The sequence below is a fragment of the Pseudophaeobacter leonis genome (assembly GCF_002087335.1).
Classification (GTDB): domain Bacteria; phylum Pseudomonadota; class Alphaproteobacteria; order Rhodobacterales; family Rhodobacteraceae; genus Pseudophaeobacter; species Pseudophaeobacter leonis.
In genome coordinates, this window is record NZ_MWVJ01000060.1 from 1 (window position 1) to 21,134 (window position 21,134).

Annotated in this window: 16 protein-coding genes and 9 pseudogenes; 11 read left to right on the top strand and 14 right to left on the bottom strand. The window is 56.5% G+C overall.

Annotation, left to right across the window (positions count from 1 at the left end):
- From B4968_RS13475 to B4968_RS13485, 3 genes and pseudogenes are all read left to right on the top strand, one after another.
- Positions 1-1,048, top strand: a 1,048-nt coding sequence (locus B4968_RS13475; protein ID WP_139792828.1) for an NAD(P)/FAD-dependent oxidoreductase, incomplete at its 5' end; no start/stop codon positions are given.
- A gap of 271 nt (positions 1,049-1,319) precedes the next feature.
- Positions 1,320-1,574, top strand: a pseudogene (locus B4968_RS13480) (IS110 family transposase); the annotation flags it as partial.
- A pseudogene (locus B4968_RS13485) lies at positions 1,558-1,950 on the top strand (transposase); the annotation flags it as partial. The pseudogenes B4968_RS13480 and B4968_RS13485, both read left to right, overlap by 17 nt.
- Before the next feature lie 40 nt (positions 1,951-1,990).
- On the opposite strand, the pseudogene B4968_RS26185 reads toward B4968_RS13485, so the two are convergent.
- A pseudogene (locus tag B4968_RS26185) lies at positions 1,991-2,773 on the bottom strand (IS30 family transposase); the annotation flags it as partial.
- A gap of 305 nt (positions 2,774-3,078) precedes the next feature.
- Between B4968_RS26185 and B4968_RS13495 the strand changes: the two are divergent.
- Positions 3,079-3,850, top strand: a pseudogene (locus tag B4968_RS13495) (ZIP family metal transporter).
- A 57-nt stretch (positions 3,851-3,907) separates the two neighbouring features.
- Here the strand turns inward: B4968_RS13495 and B4968_RS23825 are convergent.
- The 4 genes and pseudogenes from B4968_RS23825 to B4968_RS13510 all read right to left on the bottom strand — a co-directional run bounded on the left by B4968_RS23825 (position 3,908) and on the right by B4968_RS13510 (position 5,175).
- Positions 3,908-4,273: a ZIP family metal transporter gene (locus B4968_RS23825; protein ID WP_338153274.1), complete on the bottom strand. Its 366-nt coding sequence runs from the start codon at positions 4,271-4,273 to the stop codon at positions 3,908-3,910.
- Between the two features lie 116 nt (positions 4,274-4,389).
- A pseudogene (locus tag B4968_RS26190) lies at positions 4,390-4,614 on the bottom strand (hypothetical protein); the annotation flags it as partial.
- A gap of 34 nt (positions 4,615-4,648) precedes the next feature.
- Positions 4,649-4,963, bottom strand: coding sequence for a hypothetical protein (locus B4968_RS13505; RefSeq protein ID WP_206601103.1), 315 nt, complete (start codon positions 4,961-4,963; stop codon positions 4,649-4,651).
- A complete protein-coding gene (locus B4968_RS13510) occupies positions 4,960-5,175 on the bottom strand; it encodes a hypothetical protein (protein WP_083099739.1) in 216 nt (71 codons plus the stop codon). Before B4968_RS13510 ends, B4968_RS13505 begins: the two co-directional genes overlap by 4 nt.
- Positions 5,176-5,367: 192 nt before the next feature.
- On the opposite strand from B4968_RS13510, the gene B4968_RS13515 reads away from it, so the two are divergent.
- From B4968_RS13515 to B4968_RS13525, 3 genes are all read left to right on the top strand, one after another.
- Entirely contained in the window at positions 5,368-5,952 is a 585-nt protein-coding gene (locus B4968_RS13515) for a hypothetical protein (protein ID WP_083099983.1), read from the top strand.
- A 161-nt stretch (positions 5,953-6,113) separates the two neighbouring features.
- Positions 6,114-7,049 carry an MBL fold metallo-hydrolase gene (locus B4968_RS13520; protein ID WP_083099741.1) on the top strand — a complete coding sequence of 312 codons (936 nt, stop codon included), beginning with the start codon at positions 6,114-6,116 and terminating at the stop codon, positions 7,047-7,049.
- A gap of 100 nt (positions 7,050-7,149) precedes the next feature.
- Complete coding sequence (locus B4968_RS13525; RefSeq protein WP_083099744.1) at positions 7,150-7,632, top strand: bacterioferritin; 483 nt, start codon at positions 7,150-7,152, stop codon at positions 7,630-7,632.
- A 392-nt stretch (positions 7,633-8,024) separates the two neighbouring features.
- Here the strand turns inward: B4968_RS13525 and B4968_RS13530 are convergent.
- Positions 8,025-8,429: pseudogene (locus B4968_RS13530) on the bottom strand (transposase); the annotation flags it as partial.
- 272 nt (positions 8,430-8,701) lie between these two features.
- On the opposite strand from B4968_RS13530, the gene B4968_RS13535 reads away from it, so the two are divergent.
- Together B4968_RS13535 and B4968_RS13540 are read left to right on the top strand one after the other, a co-directional pair.
- Positions 8,702-9,094: a response regulator gene (locus B4968_RS13535; protein ID WP_083099747.1), complete on the top strand. Its 393-nt coding sequence runs from the start codon at positions 8,702-8,704 to the stop codon at positions 9,092-9,094.
- A gap of 186 nt (positions 9,095-9,280) precedes the next feature.
- Positions 9,281-10,096: a sensor histidine kinase gene (locus tag B4968_RS13540; RefSeq protein WP_083099750.1), complete on the top strand. Its 816-nt coding sequence runs from the start codon at positions 9,281-9,283 to the stop codon at positions 10,094-10,096.
- Positions 10,097-10,425: 329 nt separating this feature from the next.
- On the opposite strand, the pseudogene B4968_RS13545 reads toward B4968_RS13540, so the two are convergent.
- From B4968_RS13545 to rfbF, 8 genes and pseudogenes are all read right to left on the bottom strand, one after another.
- Positions 10,426-11,853: pseudogene (locus B4968_RS13545) on the bottom strand (IS1182 family transposase).
- A 510-nt stretch (positions 11,854-12,363) separates the two neighbouring features.
- The gene (locus B4968_RS13555; RefSeq protein WP_083099755.1) at positions 12,364-13,134 is read right to left on the bottom strand and encodes a cephalosporin hydroxylase family protein; all 771 of its coding nucleotides are present in this window, start codon (positions 13,132-13,134) and stop codon (positions 12,364-12,366) included.
- A gap of 11 nt (positions 13,135-13,145) precedes the next feature.
- Positions 13,146-14,066, bottom strand: coding sequence for an NAD-dependent epimerase/dehydratase family protein (locus tag B4968_RS13560; RefSeq protein ID WP_083099758.1), 921 nt, complete (start codon positions 14,064-14,066; stop codon positions 13,146-13,148).
- Positions 14,063-15,193 carry a glycosyltransferase family 2 protein gene (locus B4968_RS13565; protein WP_241525737.1) on the bottom strand — a complete coding sequence of 377 codons (1,131 nt, stop codon included), beginning with the start codon at positions 15,191-15,193 and terminating at the stop codon, positions 14,063-14,065. Before B4968_RS13565 ends, B4968_RS13560 begins: the two co-directional genes overlap by 4 nt.
- A 111-nt stretch (positions 15,194-15,304) precedes the next feature.
- A pseudogene (locus B4968_RS24530) lies at positions 15,305-16,059 on the bottom strand (methyltransferase C-terminal domain-containing protein).
- Between the two features lie 52 nt (positions 16,060-16,111).
- On the bottom strand, positions 16,112-16,582 hold the full coding sequence (locus tag B4968_RS24535; protein ID WP_241525740.1) for a class I SAM-dependent methyltransferase: 471 nt from the start codon (positions 16,580-16,582) through the stop codon (positions 16,112-16,114).
- Positions 16,582-17,136 carry a dTDP-4-dehydrorhamnose 3,5-epimerase family protein gene (locus B4968_RS13575; protein WP_083099761.1) on the bottom strand — a complete coding sequence of 185 codons (555 nt, stop codon included), beginning with the start codon at positions 17,134-17,136 and terminating at the stop codon, positions 16,582-16,584. The genes B4968_RS24535 and B4968_RS13575 overlap by 1 nt, the downstream gene beginning before the upstream one ends.
- A gap of 118 nt (positions 17,137-17,254) precedes the next feature.
- A pseudogene (gene rfbF / locus B4968_RS13580) lies at positions 17,255-18,004 on the bottom strand (glucose-1-phosphate cytidylyltransferase); the annotation flags it as partial.
- A 221-nt stretch (positions 18,005-18,225) separates the two neighbouring features.
- Here rfbF and B4968_RS13585 point away from each other — a divergent pair.
- Together B4968_RS13585 and rfbG are read left to right on the top strand one after the other, a co-directional pair.
- Positions 18,226-19,503, top strand: a complete 1,278-nt coding sequence (locus B4968_RS13585) for a class I SAM-dependent methyltransferase (RefSeq protein ID WP_241525741.1) — start codon at positions 18,226-18,228, stop codon at positions 19,501-19,503.
- Positions 19,504-19,667: 164 nt separating this feature from the next.
- Positions 19,668-20,768 (top strand): CDP-glucose 4,6-dehydratase, encoded by a 1,101-nt coding sequence (rfbG, locus tag B4968_RS13590; RefSeq protein ID WP_241525742.1) that lies wholly within the window; start codon positions 19,668-19,670, stop codon positions 20,766-20,768.
- The last annotated feature ends 366 nt before the right edge of the window (positions 20,769-21,134 follow it).

Consider the following 21,134-nt stretch of genomic DNA (forward strand, 5'->3'; position numbering starts at 1 on the left):
CCACTCCAACCTCTATATCGGCGGTTTCCGCACTATCGATGACATCGGCCACACTTATGGCACTTTGGCGGCCACTGGCGTGAACGTCCTGCATGACTGGGCCGTTGGCGTTGATCGCGACGCCAAGACTGTTTCCTTGGCTGGCGGCGGCTCTGTCCCTTATGACAAGCTGATCCTTAGCCCCGGCATCGACTTTGTTGATGGCGCAGTAGAAGGTTGGGACATGAGCGCCCAGAACGCTATGCCCCATGCGTATAAGGCGGGATCACAGACCGAGCTTTTGAAGTCTCAGATCATGGCCATGCCTGCGGGCGGCACCTTTGCAATGGTCGCGCCGCCCAACCCATATCGCTGCCCTCCTGGTCCGTATGAGCGGGTCTCGATGGTGGCGCATCTGTTAAAGGCTCACAATCCGACGGCAAAGATTATCGTCGCTGATCCAAAAGAGAAATTCTCGAAGATGGCCTTGTTCCAAGAAGGTTGGGCAGACCACTACGGCGGTATGATCGACTGGATCGGGGCGGGCTTTGGTGGCGGAGAGGTTTCGGTAGACCCCAGCGCAATGACCCTTACAATCGATGGCGAAGTCACGAACGTGGACGTCTGCAATGTTATCCCGGCAATGAAGGCGGGGCAGATTGCACATTCGGCGGGTGTCACTGACGGAAATTGGGCGCCAGTCAATGCCGCGGACATGGGCAGCAAAGTGGACGCAGATATCTATGTCCTTGGCGATGCCAGCCAGCAAGGCGATATGCCTAAATCGGGCTTTTCGGCCAACAGCCAGGCCAAGGTCTGTGCAAACGCTGTCCGGGGTGCTCTGACCGGTTCAAAGGTCTTCCCGGCCAAATTCTCCAATACATGTTGGTCGCTGATCGACACCGACAATGGGGTCAAAGTTGGGGCGACCTATGAGGCAACTGAGGAAAAAATCGCAAAAGTTGACGGTTTCATTTCACAAACCGGAGAGAGCGCCGAAGTCCGAAAGGCGACCTACGAGGAATCCGAGGGCTGGTATGCGGGTATAACCGCAGACATGTTTGGCTGATAAATTGGCGGGGCTGGTCTCAGGACCGGCCCCGATCCAATTCGGGGAAATAGGCGCCAACAGATTTTGGTTTCGACCCGACGATTCAGGCGCTGAGATACCAATCAAATGGATACGACAATCAACAAGACGCGCTTTCGTAGTTTGCCAAAGCCGTCGTTGGTTCGGCTGTAGCGAATTGGCGCTTCGTCCGCACCTTACCAGTTCCTGCGTTGCGCAGCGAAGGTCAGGTCTGTCACATCCGCTCCTTTTCCCTTGGGCCCGGTTTGGGTTGGCTAAGAACGTTTTCCAGGTCCACGGGATTGATGACAATGGTGAGGTTGCATTCAACCGAGCACTTAGGCGGGCGCAAGTTCTCACGTTCTTTGAACGTCTTGAGCCATGTCTGGTTGGTATCGAGGCATGTGGGACGAGCCACCATTGGGCGCGTGAGCTAATCAAATTGGGCCATAACGTGAAGCTGATCCCACCAGCCTATGTGAAGCCGTACGTCAAACGTGGAAAGTCAGATGGCGACAGCGCTCAAGGCTGTCTACACCGCTGTGGACGCCGATGTGGCAGAGGCTGCGCTGGCCGAGTTCGAAAACAGCGATCTCGCGGCCCGATACCCGGCCATTGCGCCGAGCTGGCGGTGGGCTTGGAACGAGGTGATCCCTTTCCTGGATTATCCGCCTGCAGTGCGCAGGTTGATTTACACGACCAATGCGATTGAGGCGTTAAACTCGAAAATCCGCCGGGCAGTCCGAACCCGTGGCCATTTCCCCGGTGATGACGCCGCAGCAAAATTGATTTATCTGGCGCTGAATGCTACATCTCAGGAGTGGAAGCGCTCAATACGTGAGTGGCACGCGGTTAAAAGCCAGTTCGCAATCATGTTCGAAGATCGCTTCCCCATGACGTAACCAAACGCGTCAGAGCACAGAATTCCGCACAGTCTCAGCTGTTGCAGGAACCTGCGATCAAATCACCTTCCCAGTGCCCTGGTACAGCGCGATCTTCTACCTCCGCAGGCCGCTCACAGATCGAAACATCATCGTTGAACTTCCCCAAACCGCTCCGCTTCAACGTGGCATGACGTGACCGCCTGATGGACCGTGTGGCATGTAAATGCGCCTGGAGTTCTTTCTTTAGGACGCCCCGCGTCTGAATGAAAAGGCTCCGGTAGATCGTCCCCCTCTCGGGACATTGCTGTGCAATGCCCTGCCGGTCAGTGCATGCGAGATACGTTTGTCTTCCTCATCAGGATGTTCGCGCATGAGCCAACCTGCAATTTGTTGCGGGGACCACTTGCGATGCAGCTTGGTGGATATCATGCGGCAAAGATAGTCGTTGCCGACTAGCTTACAGGGCTTTGGACGGTGCGCTCGATCCCAGGCCTTCGCGTCGGAACCTGGCTGCACGGTAATGTTTGGTGCCGCCATTGCGGCGAACTTCACGGCTGATAGTTGAGGGTGCCCGGTGAAGGTTGCGCGCAATGGACCTCAGCGACTGCTTAGCTACAAGGCCCCGTGATATCTCTTCCCGCTCACCGAGTGTCAGCGCCAACCGAGACCGCGCCCGGGCTATTGGTCTGATGCCACCAGTGCGCTCAAGTACTGGATAGATAGACGAAGATCCGCGATCAAACACACGTCCAATCGAGCTCATCGACTCTCCGCGCTGCCACCGACCCCATATCTCCGCCTTCTGCTTCTCTGAGAAAAATATCCGCTTCCGATAGGCCATGAGTTACACTCCATCTTTCCAAAAAGACTAAAGTGTTGCGTCCATCCGTTGAAACCGCCGGACGAAACGAGCCGAATTCTCGCTGCGCGCTCTCGCAGCAGCACGATTTTTGCTGCATCAGCGCGGACTCGAGTATTTCGATACGGCGCAAAAAACCGGCCATTCACATAGAACGCAGAGAGAATAGGGCGTAGGATCAGGTAGCGGGCTATCCCGCTGTTCAGATGGCAGAAACGGAGGTCTGCTCCGCTACGCTTTGTAGGCTTTCAGAGCCTAGCCACAAACATTTTCACGGCGGGATGTAGATGAACGTTATTGTACTTGGAGTTTTGGGTAGTCTCGCCGCTGGCCTGATGACCGCGATCGGAGCGTTGCCAATTCTGATTGGCAAAACTGTTTCGCGCAAACTGAACGACAGTTTGCTCGGGTTTGCGGCTGGTGTTATGCTCTCCGCCTCATACTTCTCGCTTATCATTCCGGGACTGGAAATTTCTGAGGAACAATATGGTGCGGGAGCAATCCCGGCACTGATTGCAGTTGGTGGAATCATCCTTGGTGCCGCATCCATCTACTTATTGGATGAAAGAGTGCCGCACCGGCACTTTACCAAAGGCCTTGAAGGTCCAGAGGCCGTCTCTGTTCGAAAGATCTGGCTTTGTAATCGCGATCACGCTGCACAACATTCCCGAAGGCCTTGCCGTCGGCGTTGGTTTCGGAGGCGGCGACATTGCTGCGGCGATATCTCTCGCGGTCGGTATTGGGTTGCAGAACGCGCCGGAGGGTCTGGCAGTCGCGCTGGCACTTCAGTCCGAAGGATACTCAAAAAACTACGCTTTCCTCGTCGCTGCCGCGACAGGACTGGTCGAGCCGGTGGCAGGCTTGGCCGGAGTTGTTGCGGTGAGTGCCTCCCAACTTCTCTTGCCATGGGGGCTGACCTTTGCAGCAGGTGCGATGCTCTACGTGATCAGCAATGAAATAATCCCCGAAACACATCGGCACGGCCACCACAAGGGTGCCACAGCAGGCCTGATCGTGGGTGTGGTGGTCATGATGTTTCTGGACGTCGTGTTTGGCTGAACATGCTTTTATCAGTGCCTTGGGCTCGCTAACTGGGAAGCCATTCGAACGAGGTGCTCAATGAGCCCCCATTGTTATCCCTAGTGCCGTCGCAATCCCCCCACCCAACACGATCAGTGAGAATTTGCGCGGTTCACGTTCGGCCATTGGAAGCAAATGCGTAGCCCCGACATAAAACAGCGCTCCTGCAGAGCCTGCCATCAAGTTGCCCAAGAACGGTTTATCTATGTTACTGATCCAACCATAGGACATAAGTGTTCCAAGGGGCGTAGTTGCAGCTGCCGACACAAGGGCAAGAACGAGTGCCTTCCTGTCGCCAAAGCCGCTGCGCAGCAAGAGGACATAGGTGATGATGCCTTCGGGAAATTCATGCAGCACCATGCCGAGTGTGGACACAACACCAGTGAAAAAGCTGACAGTGATGTGACGGAGTACATCACGCCGTCAACGAAAGAGTGGAACCCGATCCCGAACATGGCAACCAGGCCAATGGCATAGTCCGCTGTGGTTGGTTTGTCGCAAACCTGTGTTGTCAGAAACCGGTTCATAAAATGCATCACGAGGTAGCCGGTCAGCATGAAGACAGGGCCCTGGGGGCTCAACTCAAGGCTTGTTGGCATCAGATGTAGGAAAGACACGGCGATCAAGACGCCCGCGGCGAAACAGGCAAAATAGACGGCATTTCGGCGCCCCCAATCGCTGAAGCGCCGTACAGTCAGGACCCCAATGGTTGTTACGAGACCGGCAAGCAGGCTTGCCCACACTGCAAAAGGGATGACTGGTGAAACGACCAAGTCCTCAGGTCTTTCGGTTGGTGCGCCTCAGCGCCTCACGAGACAAGCCGCCCTGCTTGGTGGGGGGTGTTTCACTTGTATCTATATCGCCAACAAGCATATGCAGGGCCTGCAGTATCTGCTTCAACACCTCACCATTTCGCGCTGGCATGCCTTCGTCTTCGGCGACACTGACCTCACAGGCATCATACTCCCATCGCCGCAGGATCTCGATCCTTTGCGATGTCGTAAGGCTTTCATCGGTCAAAACGTCCTCAGGCATATCGAATATGGACGGCGGATCAAGAATGGCTTTGGCAAGGCGCTTTTCGTCCATCATGCGTTCCTTGCGCTGAGTATTGTCAGCACCTCTTTCGTCGGCCCTGTGAGCACGCGTTCACCTTGGCCAGCAATATCGCTGGTACCATCCGCCAACGACTTGGCCTCGGCGATATCTGCCAGACTCGCGCCCGTCGCTTCAATCGCGGCAAAATCGTTGTCGTCCAGAACCCCAAGCATGTCCTCGGCAGCTGCCCGTGTAACGTGGCTCATTGAATATCTCCTCTACTTCAAGCCAGGTTCCATCTCTGGCTTCCGCCTGTCATGGACAACCTGAATTTTCGATCTCTGAGTTATGGTAGGGCACGGCGGGGCGTCGCCCCTTGATGTATCTCAATGCATTCGCCTTTCAATTGCATATCATGACATAAAAAATCGATAGCCACGAATGGAATGGAGACCGAAATGGCCGAAGCAGAACCCAAGTCGGACGACAGCAAGACCACCTATATCAATACTCCAGAAGCGGTCGGCGTTTTTTATACATTCGAAGCGCAACAGGCCGCATTTTACGATCTGCGTTCGGTAGGGTTTCATCATTCCGACATCAGCCTTCTCGGTAGCGATGAGGCTCTGCAAGAGAAACTTGGCAAGGCCTATTGGCGCGCGTCCGACCTTGAGGACGATCCGAAAGCGCCCAGGGCTCATTTCGTATCCGAAGAAGCGATCGGCGAACTTGAAGGGGCCATCACAGGTGGGTTTTTCTTTGTGGGGTCGGCCATCGCAATGACGGCGATGCTAACGCCTGCGAGTACCCTGGCGGCCTCCATTGCGGCCGTCGCCATCGGCGGCAGTCCCGCCGCCGTCATCGGCACACTTTTGGCGCGACGCGTTGGAAAGCATCATAAGGAATACTATGAAAATCAAATTCGACACGGCGGTATCCTGATGTGGGTCAGAACGCGGGACAAGGAAAGGGAGGCCCTCGCCGTGAAGATCATGAAGGGCCATTCCGGGCGCGATGTGCACCTGCATGGCTGGAGCGAGTGAAGGTGGCGCGGGAGCCCGACACCGAGACCAGTTTCCCCAAAGCATATGCTCCTGACCACAACTCACCAATTCCAGCTGCATCATCATGCGTGCCAATCCGCAGTGGTGACTGTCTGTAGAGCAATCGGCTGAAAGCAACTATCTTAGAAAGACGCACAAAAATGCAATTTTTTCCCAGTTCGACCGAAACCGGCAGTCCGAATGTCGCTGCATTCTACGAAAAGACGACCGGTTCCTGGCAATACGTGGCATGGTGCCCGGCAACCAGGGCTGCTGTCATCATCGATCCAGTGCTCGACTTTGATCCGGCTGCCGGTGCGACCTGGACAGCGAGTGCAGACGAGATCCTGCACTACGTGACGTCCGAGGGGCTCGAAGTAGAAGGGGTGCTCGACACGCATCCGCACGCCGATCATTTCTCATCAGCGGCTTATCTCAAGGAAAAACTTGGTGGGGTACCCAAACAGGCAATCGGCGAACTGGTAATGAAGGTGCAGGAAATCTGGTCGGATTTCTACGCCGATGACAGTCTGAACGGCCGTGACGACTACTGGGACCGCCTGTTTAAGGCGGGTGATACTTTTAAAGTCGGCAAGTGCGACGTGGAGGTATCGCTTTCGACCGGTCACACCCTGGCTTCCATCACATACAAGATTGGCGATGCGGTTTTTGCCCATGACACCTTCATGGCCCCCGATAGCGGAACATCGCGTGCGGATTTTCCTGGTGGTTCCTCGTCTGAACTATGGGACAGCCTGCAGGCAATCCTCGCACTGCCCGGCCAGATCCGCGTTTTCGTTGGCCACGATTATTGCAAGGGCGGCCGGGCCGAGGCCTGCATGGCAACCGTTGCGGAGCACAAGGCGTCCAACATTCACGTCAAGGACGGTACTACAAAGGAAGAGTTCATTTCCATACGGGATGCGCGCGATGCTACGCTGCCTCTTCCCGGTCAAATGCTTTATGCGCTGCAGATCAACATTCGCGGCGGGCGCCTTCCCGAACCCGACCCTCAGGGCCGCGCCGTGCTGCGTGTGCCACTTAATCGTTTTGCTTCGAAGATTGCATCGAACTTCGAGCATTCGGCCAGAGAATAGGTAAGCGGGTAGGTCGGGCGGTGGCCTATATCACATTGATATTGTCGAAATCTGCTCTCCATCATCGTGTTCGTAAATCAAAGTAAGAAAGTTTTCTGAAATGCCAGATAATGAAACAATGAAATACCTCCAAAAAGCCTTGCACATGGAGCTCACGGCAGCACATCAATATCAGCTGCATGCCCATGTGCTCGATAATTGGGGGCTGGACAAACTGGCCGCCCAAATGCGGTCGGAAATGCAAGAGGAGCTGGGTCATTCTGATCTTTATATAGCGAGAATTATGTTCTTTAACGGCAATCCCGATTTGAAATTCTACAAAAAGCCTGTCCAGGCGGATAACCTCGTTAGCATGTTTAAATCTGATTTGGCCGACGAATTGGAAGCAATCGAGTTTTATACCGCCGCCGCCCAGCACGCAATGAAGACGGGTGATATCGGATCTCGGACGCTCTTTGAGCAGATCGCACTTGACGAAGAGGGGCACAAAGGTTGGCTTGAGCTCCAGCTCAGTTTGATTGAGCGGCTCGGTGAAAAGGCGTTCAGTGCGAAATACGTTTCCGGAGTGGCTTCAGAAGAATAGTTGGTCTGAACAATGATCCCCGTATACGCGACCGTTATTCCCATTATCGCTGCCTTCAATGACCTGTGTGGATAGCGCCTGCATAGCAAGACATTTTTGAAGAAGATTTAGCACTGGTCAGAAGCAGCGGTGTGTTCCCACTGCCCGGCAGGCGATTGCGCAGCAATCTGCCGAGAGGGGCCTGTTTGCGCGGCGCACGCGGCCGCTGGCCCTCCCTCTCAGCGATGCAAGAATCGCCTGCCGGGCTGTGGATGGTTTCCGCAGGCAAAGTCCCAAACCGCTTCTCGGACAAGTGATGTCCCTGACATTGGACGGGGTGTCTTGGGAGACTGGCTGACTGTGCTCCATCATTTCAATGGTCATGCTGTCTCTGGTGTTCTGTTGTCCTCATATTACGCCGCGTTGGGCCGGTAATGCTGGTTCTTGGTCAGAACTGCCCAAATGATCCGGGCTGTTTTGTTTGCCATTGCCACAGTGGCAAGACGGGTTGGCTTGCGCTCAAGCAGAGCCCGCGCCCACGGATCAACGCGCTCCGGATGTGTTTTCACCTGCCTCAGTCGCGAGGTCATGCCAGTGACCAGCAGCCGTATGATATATCGGCCGCCCATCTTGGAGATACGGCCCAGCCTTTCCTTGCCACCACTTGATCGATTGAGTGGGGTTAGACCCAACCAGGCTGCAAATTCGCGGCCGTTCTTGAACTGGCGGGCACCACCTGCTGTTGCGACAATTGCGGACGCGGCCACGGGGCCGACACCCGGAATCGGCCGAAGTAGCATCACGCGAGGATCCTGCTTGGCTTGGACCTGACAGACCTTGCGCGAATGCACCGATAGGAAGCAAAACAATGACCACGCTACGGTCGCAACATCAACGCGGAGGGTGCTCCCGGTCCGTTGTTCATAGAAGTGGACAATTCCAAAGGGTGGGTCGTGGCTCAGAACCGACCTATTCCCTCCAATTTTAGCTTTAAGGATTAGTTAAATAATTTACCCGATCCTCCAAAGGAGTCTGTGCGTTCGGGCTGCCTACGATGAAGTTTCCACCGCTGAATATATGGAACAAGAGTATGGCCTACACGAAATCCAAAGATCCGCGCCCAAAGTGCCTGATCGTCGAAGATGACGAGTTTGATCGGTTGATGATGTTTCGAACTGCAAAAACTGCAATAAACAACTTTGTCATCACGGCAGTGACCTCTTTGGAGGCTGCCCGACAGGTGCTCATGGCAGGACCGGCTTCCCTTATTCTGCTGGACAACTCCTTGCCTGATGGCAAGGGTTCCGACTTTGCTTTGGGACTGGCGCAGTCACCAAGCTTGGCTGAGACCCCGATCATCATTGTTTCTGATTGGCCCTCTCCTTTCATGTGGGACAAGGCCAGTGCCGCGGGTGTCAGACGTGTTGTGACAAAGTCGGACCTCAATCCCAACCTGATCTGTGAGATATTGAGGGCTTCTTGAAGGCCAAATGGCGCAACTCTCTTGGGCGCCACGAGGCGTAGCGATGGCAGTGCTGAGGAGAACAACCTGAACCGGCTTGACGAGGATGGACGGCGCACTGCTCAATAATATCTGGCAAAATTTCATCTCGGAGTTTTTCCGACCACTCAGAAACCTCTCCGCCTGTCAGAACAAGGGTCTCAATCTATGTTACGTGCAGCCATGGGTACCTCGACTGAATGCAAGAACTGTACCACGCCCGAAGCGGTGAATATGATTACCCACAGAATTGGGCATGATCTGCGCGCGCCCCTTCGCGCTCTGAAAATCCTCCCGGAGTGGATTTCTGAAGAGTTTGAGAGCGCAGAAACTGATATTCCCCCAAAGGCCCAACAGTTTCTGGAGATGATCACAAGCAAAGCCGTCCAAATGGAAGGATTGTTGGCAGGGCTTCTGGAATACGCACTGGTCGCGGACCCGGAGGCGACGGTAAGTTGCGTCGACATTCCTGCAGAGATCGATGAAGTGGCCCGTAGATATCTCGCCAATGGTGCATATGAGATCGAAGTTGCCCCGGAATTGTCAACCTTAGTGTTAATCCGCGAAGATCTTTCTGCTATCTTCAAGCACTTGATATCAAACGCTGTTTTGCACAACGATCAATGCGATTCATATGACCGCGTGACAGGTCGGCTACACGACGCAACGGCGATCTTTTGTGTGGAAGACAATGGGCCCGGCATCGAAAGGGAATTTCACCAACGCATCTTCGAACCCTTTGCAATACTGAAACCCCGGGATGAGGCCAGAGGTAGCGGGTTGGGATTGGCAGTTGCCCAAAAAATTGCCGGCTGTTGGGGTGGCCGCATCACTGTAAGGTCTGAATTGGCAAAGGGGTCTCGTTTTCAGTTCGAATTTCCGGTTGAGGCTTGCGAATTAGCATCAGAAGAACTCGTGCCTGCCGAGATCCAATGCAAGGGGCTGGTGCTTTGGGCAAACACTCAGGAGAGGCACCCCGAATGAAGTAGTCCTTTCCTATGTTTGGGAAAGCGATTGCCCAATAGGTCAGCATCGGTCCACTGGCGGCCTTTGCCTGAAGGGTGATCAATGAACTTCCTTTTGAAAATATGTCTGCCTTGAAAACGCCCCCTCCAGCTCGAACGGCTCAACAGCTTGGCTCGTCCGTTGCTTAGGTTCAAGCATCCGCCGCAGAGACCCGTTTGATCCGCTCGAAGCCTGAAACTGGGACCGAACGCCGCGTCGGCATGACGGGCAGCTTCGGGCTTATTCTGTTGAAAAAATCGCGGTTTTCGCGGCACTGCATCACAGGATGAATGGCTTCCGCCTCGATTTCACAGGACTGTTCTGGCCTGACCAGGGTTTGGAGCCAATTTGGCTAACTTTTTGAGGTTCTGGGCGGTTGCGGCGAGGATAAATTCGTCATGAGCGCCACATGGTCCACGTAATCTGAGCCGACCTAAGCCGTGAATGCGTTTTAGATGGGCGAATGACATTTCGACTTTTTTGCGCAGCTTGCATGAGATGGCATATTGCTGGGTTTGCGATAAAGCGCGTGCGACATTGCGAGAGGCCTCATAGATGGATTGCGTAACTTTACGCTGTGGCGATTTGGGACAACAACCTTCTTTTAGATCGCACAAATCGCAGTCGGCTTTAGGGGCTCGGTAACGAATTGTCTCATCTTTGTTTGCGCCAGTTGTTCCTGTTTTATATGCACGTAGCGGCTTTCTCAGCTCTTTGCCACCGGGGCAAATATAAAGATCATTGTCGGCATCATATGTGAAGTCAGCACGTTCAAACGTGCCATCCTTTCGGCCAGGTTTATCCCCTCTCATGCATTTTCAATGCATTGCCGGGCAATGAATGACAGGAATATGCGGTGCGATCCCACGCTTCTCAACAAGCCACTCCAACATTGGGCCGGATCCATACGCCGTATCTGCAATCAGGCGCTCGGGCTTCAAGTCATGTACCGTTTTCACACGATCAATCATGGTTTTGACGGCATCCACCTCAGCTTGACGGACAGACCGCGTAGGTTCCACATCAAGGATGACTGCGTTGTCTGTATCGATCAAATAGTTCGTGGAATACGCAAAAAATGCAGACCCACCACGTGCTCCCGTCCACTGCGATGCTGGATCTGCATGTGAGATGAACTTTGGAACCACGGGGCTGGCGGCCCCAAACGCTGCATCATCAAGTGTTTCCAAATACTCGCGAACCGCGCGCGGAGCATCATCTGGATTGATAGCCTCAGGGTTCCAATCAGCCTTCGGCGTGGAGTGTTGGCGATTGGCATCGGCGGCAATAATACTTGCGCCTGCAGCGTATCGCTGCCCGCTTGCGAGACCTGCATCGATGCATTGCGCTACAACGTTTTCAAACACATGCCGGAGTAAATCACTATCGCGGAAGCGACCATGCCGGTTCTTGGAAAACGTCGGATGATCAGGAATAGCATCTGTCAAATCCAGCTTGTAAAACCAACGATACGCCAGATTGAGGTGAACCTCATCACACCAGCGCCGTTTAGCACCAATGCCCATGATATAGCCAACCAACAACATGCGCATCATCAGCTCAGGGTCAATCGAAGGACGCCCGGTTGAGCTATAAAATTTGGCCAAATGCCGACGCACGCCAGACAAGTTAATGATGCCATCAATAGCCCGCAGGACATGGTCGGACGGGCTATGATCCTCTATCGAAAAGTCATAAAACAGCGCGCTTTGTGCTTCTTGCCTCGGCCCCAACATCGCTCCAGCCTCCCATATCAATAAGGAAATTGAATCAGTCAGATATCCCTAAATCAACAAGAGTTTTTCAACAGAATAGGCTGGGACCGGTCATTGGTATAGAGCTTTCTCAAGCAAGAAAAAAGCAAAGTGATCGCCCCGGCCAGCACGAAGCCAGCCGAGGGTGTTGCTATTTAACCTTCCGGGTCAGCACCTATTCCGCCAACCATCGTCAGTAGTCGCCAGTAGTCGTCAGCATCGTCGAAGCCCAGAGCCCGAGCAGCGAGATCTTCAGCACCCTCACGAGAAAGGCCGCCATCGTATTCAGCGATAGCGGCCCTCTTTTCGAATGCGTCTATGTCCGGTGCCGTCATGAATCCGGTAGCCTGATCTGGTCTACAATGGCCCCCAGAAGTCTAGAGACCTCTTCAGCGCTCGGCTCCGCATAGGGTCGTGGTCGTATCTTCTGATCGACCCAAAGGCGCTGACGTCAGGCACGCGGCCCTTTGGACTGCCCCCCGAAACAGTTTCTCAGGACAGGCGACGCAGGAAGCCGTCGCGGGCGACTGTGATCAGCAGCCGGTCGTGGATCTGGCGGTCGATCTCAAAGCTCCCGTTCTCCCTCAAGTAGGACTGGATTGCAGTATGGGGATTATCCCCCTTGCCCCAGGGGCGGTCGCTGTATGTGTCGGGTGCCATATCCTCGATCAATGTGTCAAAGACCACACAATAGCTGCCTTCAGAGGCGAGCGGTGCATAGGCGTGCAACTCCTCTAAAACGTGCTCATGGGTGTGGTTGCTGTCCAGGCAGACAAGCACTTTCTTGTAGCCCTGTGCGATCTGCTTGACCTGGTTCACCACATCGCTGTCCACCGAAGAGCCCTGGATCATCTCAATTCTGGAGCGCATGGGGTGCGCGTCGATCGCGGCGCGGTTCTGGGCGCGGATATCAATGTCGATGCCCAGCACTTTGCGTTTGGGCTGGTTGGGGTCAAAAATAGTGCCTGCTTCGATCGCCTCGGTCATCTCCAGCAGCGCCAGCATGGAGGCGGAGAAAATCAACGAGCCACCATGGGCAATACCGGTCTCGATAATCAGGTCAGGCTTGATGTCGAAGATCAGCTCCTGCATGGCAACAATATCCTGCGGATACTGAATGATCGGGCGGCCCATCCAATGGAAGTTGTAGGAATACTGCGCCTTGGCGGAGGCCTGCAGGAAATCCATAGCGGCTGATTGCAGGGCGGTATTGTCCCGCATTTCCTGAGTACGTTCAGTGATTTCAGTCTGGAAGGGGGTCATTTGTCATCCTTTCAACAAGGGGCAGTGGCAGCGCCGGGCGCTGTCGCAATAGGGGTGGGAAGAGGGCGGTGCGGCGCGGGGTCGCGCTGTCCGATCACGCAGGGCGGATCGTCAGGATTGTCAGGGCGGGTGCCGAACTGCAGCAAATCGCGGCGGCCGTAACGGTCGGCGATCTGTTCGGCCAGGCTCCGCACGGTGATGCCGGTCTGCGAGCAGATATTGCTCACACCACTAAGGTCCGAGAGAGCATCTGCCACCAGCATTTCAGCCGCCTCGGACACCTCGAGGAAATCGCGGATCTGGCGGCCAGAGGTCAGCGCAATGGGCTCTCCTTTGGAGAGGCTTTCATGCAGTGCGGCCACCAGGCGGCGGGGGTCTTCACCCTCGCCGTGGAGGTAAAACAATCGTGCCCAAAGGAAATCCACGCCAGATTGTGGAAGGTTCTGACCCAGGGCGAGGGCGCAGGCGGCCTTGGCGGCCGCATAGGGCGATTGCGGGTTCAGCGGGCTGTCGGGCCCCACACTGCGCGACACTCCCTGTGGGTTGCGCAAATCATATTCAAGACAGGTCCCAACCCCGACAAAGCGGCGCAGCTGTGCCTGTGCTGCTCCCTGCGCCATAGCCAGCGTCCCTGCCAGACAATCGAGATTTCGCGGTGAGGTCTGGTATTTTCCCGCCTCGGCATACCAGGCCATGTGCAACACAAGGTCTTGATCCTGCATCACATGCGCCCACCAGTCAGAGCTCTGCGCAAAAAGATCGTCGACCGGGATCAGTCGGTCCTGTGGGCCCAGGATGGGGATGCGATCATCACTGCCGCAGCGCACCACATGGGACAGCCGGTGGCCCGCGCTGTGCAAGACACGCGTCACGGCCCGGCCGACAAAACCGGTGGAGCCGGTCAGCAGGATATCCCGAGCGGGCTCACTCATGGGAATTTCTTCAGCAGATTAGCTTCAAGCATATGGCCCAGGGCCAGGGTGCTGGCCTGTTTTGCAAGAGCATCATCCTTGCACCCAATATCAAAAACCAGGTCTGTCTCGCAGATATCTTCGGCACGGCTCACATGGCGCACCGGCAGGTTAGCTATGTCGTTGAGCTGCTGCACGGCTTTCTGCGGGCAGTCGCCTATGATCACCACACCTTTGGCCTTTAGGGTGTCAGGCAGTTTCACACATACAAAGTAGATCACCGCCGAATTGCGTATATGCTCCATTGGTACCGGCAAATTATTGACCCATCCGCGTCCCCGCAGCCGCGCGGCCAGCGCGTAATTTTCCAACGGATCTCCTTCGCCCGACGCCAGTCGCAGCTGAAGCGCCTTGGCCATCCGCTCCACCGGCAAATTCGACACGAAGGCCGCAACCTGTTTGTGCCGGGTCAGCCCGCCATGTTGCAGGGCAAGACCATACATATAATCCACCCCGCCGCGGTAGATGTCCCAGGCGCTCATCACATCGCGGATCCCTTGCTGCGAACGATTGTCCCCAGGAAAGTGCCGGCTGATAGAGCTATAGAAGGGTGTGCTTGCATAGATCAGGTCACCATAGCCAAGGTATTCGCAGGGAATCGTGAAGGCCCAGAAGGCAAGATCGTTTATCATGGGCTGCAACGCCCGGAAGGCCTCGCCGCGCAGGATGCAGATTTCGGAAAAAATTGCGTGTTCGGCAACGTGCTCCATGAGCTTGGCGTAATTTCCCTGCGGGATTGTAACGTCTTTCGACTGTTTGTAGCCGTAGCTCGTGACCTCGTTCTTGACCAGATCTAGCACCTCCCAGGGCGCATAGAGCCCAGCGGCCTGCGGGTTGGCCTCCAGTTGCGTGATGCTGTCGACCAGTGCTGCAGGTTTCAGCCGGTCATCATCACCGAGATAGACCAGATATGTCCCTTTGGCCGCGCGCATAGTGGCACTGATGTTGCGGACCGCACCCAGGTTCTCGGTCTGACGCAGCACGACCAGCGGCAGCCTGTCACAGGCCGTCTGCAACAGCTCCAGAGTATTGTCGCTTGAGGCATTGTCGGAAATCACGACTTCCACGGCAAAGGGCAGCTCGGCCACCACCTCTTCCAGGTGATAAGCAGCCGTGGCCAGATAAGATGCCCGTTGTAGGTCGGTATGCAGATGCTCAGTTTTGGCGACAGCATTTTCTCTCTCCTGTAGTCATGTGCGTCATGCCGAAAGCGCGGCCGCTGACGCTGACAAGGGGACGGAGGGTTGGTCCAGACGTTTAGGGTAGGGCAGGATGGTCCAGAACGTGGTGCCATGCTCCTGGGACAGCCAGGCCAGGTCGCGGGCGATCTCATCCTTGATATTCCAGGGCAGGATCAGCAAATGCTGCGGCGGGGAGCTGTCGAGCGCAGTGGGGGGCGCACCGGGACATGGCAGCCCGGCAGGTAGCGCCCCTGTTTGAAGGGCGCCGCATCGCAGATAAATGGCAACAGCCGGTCGCTGATGCGGGGATAGTTGAGCAGGGTTGTCCCCTTGGCTGCGGCGCCATAGGCGGCGACGGTTTCGCCTTTTGCCTTGCAGTCCAGCAGGAAGGAGAGCAGCGCTTCGGCTGCCTGGTCCGCCTGACCCTGCAGATCGGTAAAAAAGGCGCCCGTGGTGATGCCAACCGCGCGCTCCTGATCCAGAATTGCCTCCACGGCCGCAGTTGTTGCATGGTCCGCCGGTGTCCGGCAGCCCCAGACACGCAAACTGCCGCCGTGGGTAGAGAGCTGCTCGACATCGAAGATGCGCAGGTTGGCGGCGGCAAAGATCTGTTGGACCGTCGTCAGCGAAAGATAGGAGAAATGTTCGTGGTAGACCGTGTCAAATTGGCTCTGTTCGACCAGTTCCAGCAAATGCGGGAACTCCAGCGAGATCACGCCCTGTTCTGCCAGAAGCTGTTCCAGCCCACGGGTGAAATCATTGATGTCCGGCACATGGGCATAAACATTGTTGCCGATGATCAGATCGGCTCCGCGCTTGCGTTCGTCACGCAGCGTCGTGGCCTCGGTTGCACCAAGAAAAGGCCAGCCGACTGTCAACGCCCTTGCGCGCGGCGATCTCGGCGGTGCTGGCTGTGGGCTCGAACCCGAGGCAGGGAATACCGGCACTCACGAAATTCTGTAAAAGATAGCCATCATTCGAGGCGACCTCTACGACAAAGCTTTCGGGTGTCAGGCCAAAACGATCAATAGCACTGTCGACGAAACGTGCCGCATGGGCGCACCAGCTGCTGGACGTCGATGAGAAATAGACATAATTTTCGTCGAACAACTGATCCGCAGCGCAAAAATCCTCGGTCTGGACCAATCCGCAGCTTTCGCAGAGCAACAGGCGCAGAGGGAAATGCACCTCCGGTTGTCGCAGCTGCTCTTTTTTCAGATAGGCGTTTGAGGGCGGAGCATGCGCAAGGTCAAGCACAGTGAGAGAGAGCGGCGTTTCGCAATGGCGGCACTGCATCACAAGGCCTCCTTTATGTGGGTCAGAAAGGGCAGGGCGTCATCGCGTTCAGACAGGGCGGTGACCGGCAGCGGCCAGTCAATTGCGACCTCTGGATCACGGTGGGACAGGCCCGCCTGATGATCTGGGCTGAAGGCTGTCGAATGGCTGTAGTGCAGCATGACCCCTTCGCTCAGGGTTTGAAAACCATGTGCAATGCCCTGAGGGATATAGACTGTGTCAGCGGCCGTTCCGTCCAGCTCTAAGCTGGTCCATTGCCCATAGGTGGGCGAGGCCGGGCGCAGGTCCACCAGTACGTCATAGACCCGGCCCGCCAGACAGGTCAGGAGCTTTATCTCGGCAAAGGGCGGGGTCTGATAGTGCATCCCGCGCAGCGCGCCGCAGGCGAGAGTGCGCGACAGGTTGGTCTGAACACCCACTGGGTTCAGACCGGCAGCTGCCAGGGTCTCGGCACAGCTCAGGCGGGCGAAACTGCCGCGGTGGTCCTGCAGCGGTCGGGGGCGATAGTGAAACGCCCCGGCCAGCGGCAGTTCTGTAAGGGCAGAGTTTGCCATCTTTCAGTGTCTGGTCGTTCTGGATGGCCACCGCAGGATCCTTGGATGTAGCCGGGGCTTTTGGTAATTGGGGTGCGCAGAATGGCAGTTGGGATTCCGGGCATTTCCAGGTTTTCCAGGGCGCCTTGCCACTGCTCCAGAGCTCTTCCAGATGCTTTTTGTCACGCATGGTATCCATGGCGCTCCAGAAGCCGTGATGCTTGTAGACCGAGAGCTGTCCGTCGCGGGTCAGCGCTTCCAGGGGGCCCTTTTCCCAGACCGTGTCCAGGCTTGTGACATGGTCCAGCGCCTCTGCCTCACAGACCAAGAAGCCGCCACTGATCCAGTTGTTGTCGCCAGCCGGCTTTTCCACGAAACGGCTTACGGCCGTGCCTTCAGTCTCGATGCTTCCGAAACGGCCCGCAGGCTGCACGGCTGTAACGGTTGCGGTGCGCCCCTCGGCCTTGTGGAATTCTATCAAGCGTTTGACATCGATGGCCGCGAGCCCGTCGCCGTAGGTGACGCAGAAGCGGTCGCCCAGATGCGGCCGCGCCAGCGCAAGGCGGCCGCCGGTCTGGGTCATCTCGCCGGTGTCGAGCATGGTAATGCGCCAGGGTTCGGCATTGTGGCTCAGTATATTAAAATCACCGGCGGCCAGATCCACCTGCACATCGGCATTATAGAGCAGATAGTTGGTGAAATATTCCTTGATCATATGACCCTTGTAGCCGCAACAGATCACGAAATCCGTGAGCCCATGGGCGCTGAAGGTTTTCATGATGTGCCACAGAATCGGCTTACCACCGATTTCGATCATTGGCTTGGGGCGCAGATGGGATTCTTCACTGATGCGGGTGCCCAGACCACCGGCTAGAATAACAACTTTCATTTTGCGTTCCTGCCTGAAAAAAATGCCTCGTTACGTTCAATTCCTACAAGTACGCAGTTAATTATTCGTTGATTTGTAAAAAGTTTTAGGCTTTCCGTCCGCCCGATCTGTAATTGCGATATTTCTAATTTAGTAAGAATTGTACTCTAGCTTTCGACCATCAGATGCTTCCGGGGCGACCCGAGTATGCATAGCTGACTGCTCTAAATAGTGAGGTTTCCATGGCCGAGACGCAATCGCACGCCTGCCCCCTGTGCAGCAGTGATGTGACCACCGTGATTGAACGCAGGCTTAATGTGCCGACTCTGCAAAACGTCACGCTGCCGGATCGCAAGAGCGCGCAGAATTTCAGCTGTGGAGCACTGACCATGGTGCAATGCAGCGACTGTGGCTTTGTCTGGAATGCTGCCTTTGACGCCGGGCTGATATCTTATGACGGGGGCTACAACAACGATGTCTCCGCCTCTGGGTTCTACCAGGCGCATCTGTGCGAGATGGCGGATCGGATTTTGGCCTCAGTGCCGCCGGATCAGGACATACACTATGTGGAGATCGGCTGCGGCGAGGGCGATTTTCTGCGGCTTTTACATGACCGTTCCAAAGGGCGCGTTGTTTCGGCTGTCGGGTTCGACCCGTCCTGCACAACCGCGTCCCCGCTGCCTGAGGGGGTTGTGATCCACCGCTGTTTCTTCACCCCGCAGGAGGTGTCGAAAATACCGCCTCAGGCCAATGTCATCTGTTCACGCCACACAATTGAGCACGTCAGCGATGTGCAGGGGTTTGCCGCCAATCTATACGCAGCCATGGCGCCTGGTCGGCAACTGTTTGTGGAAACACCGGATGTCGACTGGATCCTGCGACATGGCGCCTTTCAGGATTTCTTCTACGAACACTGCGCGCTTTACAATCCACGCTCCATGCGCAGGCTTCTCGCTGCCCATGGGCTACAGGCCCAGGTCAGCCGGGTCTATGACGACCAGTACATGTGGATCGAAGCCAGTATGCCTGCCGCAGCCCCAGCGGCTGCTCCCAATGACGCACCCCGCGACGCACCCCGCGACGAAACCAGCGCGGCGCCCGCAGACCTGGGCCAGCATTATCTTGCGCGACGGGACGCGCTGCTCGACCAGTGGGCCAAATACCTGGGAGAGCGCCGCCAGACAGGCGGCGTGGCCATTTGGGGGGCGGCCTCAAAAGGCGTGACATTCAGCCTGCTGATGAACGCCCGTGCTGCGGGTCTGATCGACCTGGGCATTGATCTCAATTCGGCTAAACAGGGCTGTTTCATGCCCGTGAGCGCCACGCCGATTGTTGATCCCGCCACCGCCATGGCACAAGGCATAGCAACGGTTGTGGTCATGAACCCAAATTACGAGGCCGAGATTCGGGCCCAGATCGCTGCCATGGGCTGGCAGGCCGAGGTGGTGGTGCTGAACGACCGGGACAGCGCGCCGGAGCGCCCCGAGGCCTCAGCAGAGCTCTGCCAAAAAGCGTCTTAACCCGATACCCGACACGAACCACCCCGACACGACCCTGACACGACCCAGACTGTGGAGACCAGAGTATTGCGCACCCCCGATCCCAATCCCAGCGAGGCCTTTTGGCGGGGCCGCCGCGTGTTTGTCACCGGGCATACCGGCTTCAAGGGCAGCTGGCTCACCGCTTGGCTGTTGCAGATGCAGGCCCAGGTGTGCGGATTTGCGCTGCCTGCGTCGCGCGAGGGTGTGCCACAAAGCGGCACGCACCAGAGCCCCTTTTTGAGGAACTGGAACTGGCCACGCGGATTGACCATATCACAGGCGACATTCGCGATGCCGAAGCTTTACGCAAGGCTGTTGCCGACTTCGACCCCGAGGTGGTCATTCACATGGCGGCCCAGCCGTTGGTGCGCCTGTCCTATGCCACGCCGGTCGAGACCTATGCCACCAACGTCATGGGCACCGTACATCTGCTTGAGGCCTGTCGCATGGCGGCACCTTCGCTGCGCTCTGTCGTCGTGGTGACCAGCGACAAATGCTACGAGAACCGCGAACAGATCTGGGGGTACCGGGAAAGCGATCCCATGGGGGGGCATGATCCCTATTCCAACTCCAAGGGCTGCGCCGAGCTGGTCACCGCAGCCTATCGCAACTCTTATTTTCAGCATGCCACCGCGCAACAGGACGGGGCGCAACAGGACGGCGGGCAGCCCGTGGCGGTGGCCTCGGCGCGGGCGGGCAATGTGATTGGGGGAGGCGACTGGAGTCTGGACCGCCTGATCCCGGATGCCATGCGCGCCTTTGCCGCCGGTGACAGTCTTTCACTGCGCCATCCGGCGGCGCTGCGTCCATGGCAGCACGTTCTGGATCCGGTCGCGGGCTACCTGTTGCTGGCCGAGCGAAGCTGCTCAGGGGCGGGGCAGCTGTCGCAGGGTTGGAATTTCGGCCCGCCGGACAATATGACACTGAGCGTCGAAGAGGTGATCTCGGCCCTTGGAGACAGGCTTGGCCCCGGCTTTGAGTGGCGCCAGGAGGCAGGAGACGGGCTGCACGAGGCGACGCTGCTGCGCCTCGATTGTGCTGCGGCGCGTGAATATCTGGGATGGCGACCCCAGCTGGATGCTGCCGATATGTTGGCCTGGACTGCCGAATGGTACCGAGGCCGCCATGGAGCGCAACGTGCAGATGTGGTGGAGCGGCAGATTACCGAGTATCGCAAAAAACTGGCCCAGATTGGCTCTGCACCAGCCAAAGATCACAGCGGCGCGTCTCACATTCTGGCATGATGCCCGCAGGCGGCTTTAGCGAGACAGGGTTGAGCTGCGCCCTCGGTAAAAGGGCGTAAAATGTGCCGGATGGGTCCCTGGGCAGCACCTTTGTTCAGAACAAATCCGGCGCCCGGCTTGGGCGATCAGCGCCTCGCTTCAAATCTCCTAAGTGCTCTCTTTGAACGGGTGCAATCTTAGCCTTTTTCCATATGCTTAAGTGACGAAGTACTGGCACGGCCCTGGGAGGAGGTCGGATTTTCATCCGGCAGATCGACCGTCGCCTTCGGTGGTCTATTGGCACAGAAATGAAGTATCCCAAACCGAGCAGCGGGTGCAAAGAGTAGCTTAAAAAGGTCGGATCCTGTCCAATAATTGCGGTGTAGC

What these genes read in the sequence shown, in the direction of transcription:
- B4968_RS24535 (WP_241525740.1), bottom strand. Translation starts at nt 16,582, where the DNA reads ATGCAGTGCCGCCATTGCGAAACGCCGCTCTCTCTCACTGTGCTTGAC.
- B4968_RS13540 (WP_083099750.1), top strand. Translation starts at nt 9,281, where the DNA reads ATGTTACGTGCAGCCATGGGTACCTCGACTGAATGCAAGAACTGTACC.
- B4968_RS13520 (WP_083099741.1), top strand. Translation starts at nt 6,114, where the DNA reads ATGCAATTTTTTCCCAGTTCGACCGAAACCGGCAGTCCGAATGTCGCT.
- B4968_RS13515 (WP_083099983.1), top strand. Translation starts at nt 5,368, where the DNA reads ATGGCCGAAGCAGAACCCAAGTCGGACGACAGCAAGACCACCTATATC.
- B4968_RS13555 (WP_083099755.1), bottom strand. Translation starts at nt 13,134, where the DNA reads ATGACCCCCTTCCAGACTGAAATCACTGAACGTACTCAGGAAATGCGG.
- B4968_RS13585 (WP_241525741.1), top strand. Translation starts at nt 18,226, where the DNA reads ATGGCCGAGACGCAATCGCACGCCTGCCCCCTGTGCAGCAGTGATGTG.
- B4968_RS13510 (WP_083099739.1), bottom strand. Translation starts at nt 5,175, where the DNA reads ATGAGCCACGTTACACGGGCAGCTGCCGAGGACATGCTTGGGGTTCTG.
- B4968_RS13525 (WP_083099744.1), top strand. Translation starts at nt 7,150, where the DNA reads ATGCCAGATAATGAAACAATGAAATACCTCCAAAAAGCCTTGCACATG.
- B4968_RS13505 (WP_206601103.1), bottom strand. Translation starts at nt 4,963, where the DNA reads ATGATGGACGAAAAGCGCCTTGCCAAAGCCATTCTTGATCCGCCGTCC.
- B4968_RS13535 (WP_083099747.1), top strand. Translation starts at nt 8,702, where the DNA reads ATGGCCTACACGAAATCCAAAGATCCGCGCCCAAAGTGCCTGATCGTC.
- B4968_RS13560 (WP_083099758.1), bottom strand. Translation starts at nt 14,066, where the DNA reads ATGAGTGAGCCCGCTCGGGATATCCTGCTGACCGGCTCCACCGGTTTT.
- B4968_RS13575 (WP_083099761.1), bottom strand. Translation starts at nt 17,136, where the DNA reads ATGGCAAACTCTGCCCTTACAGAACTGCCGCTGGCCGGGGCGTTTCAC.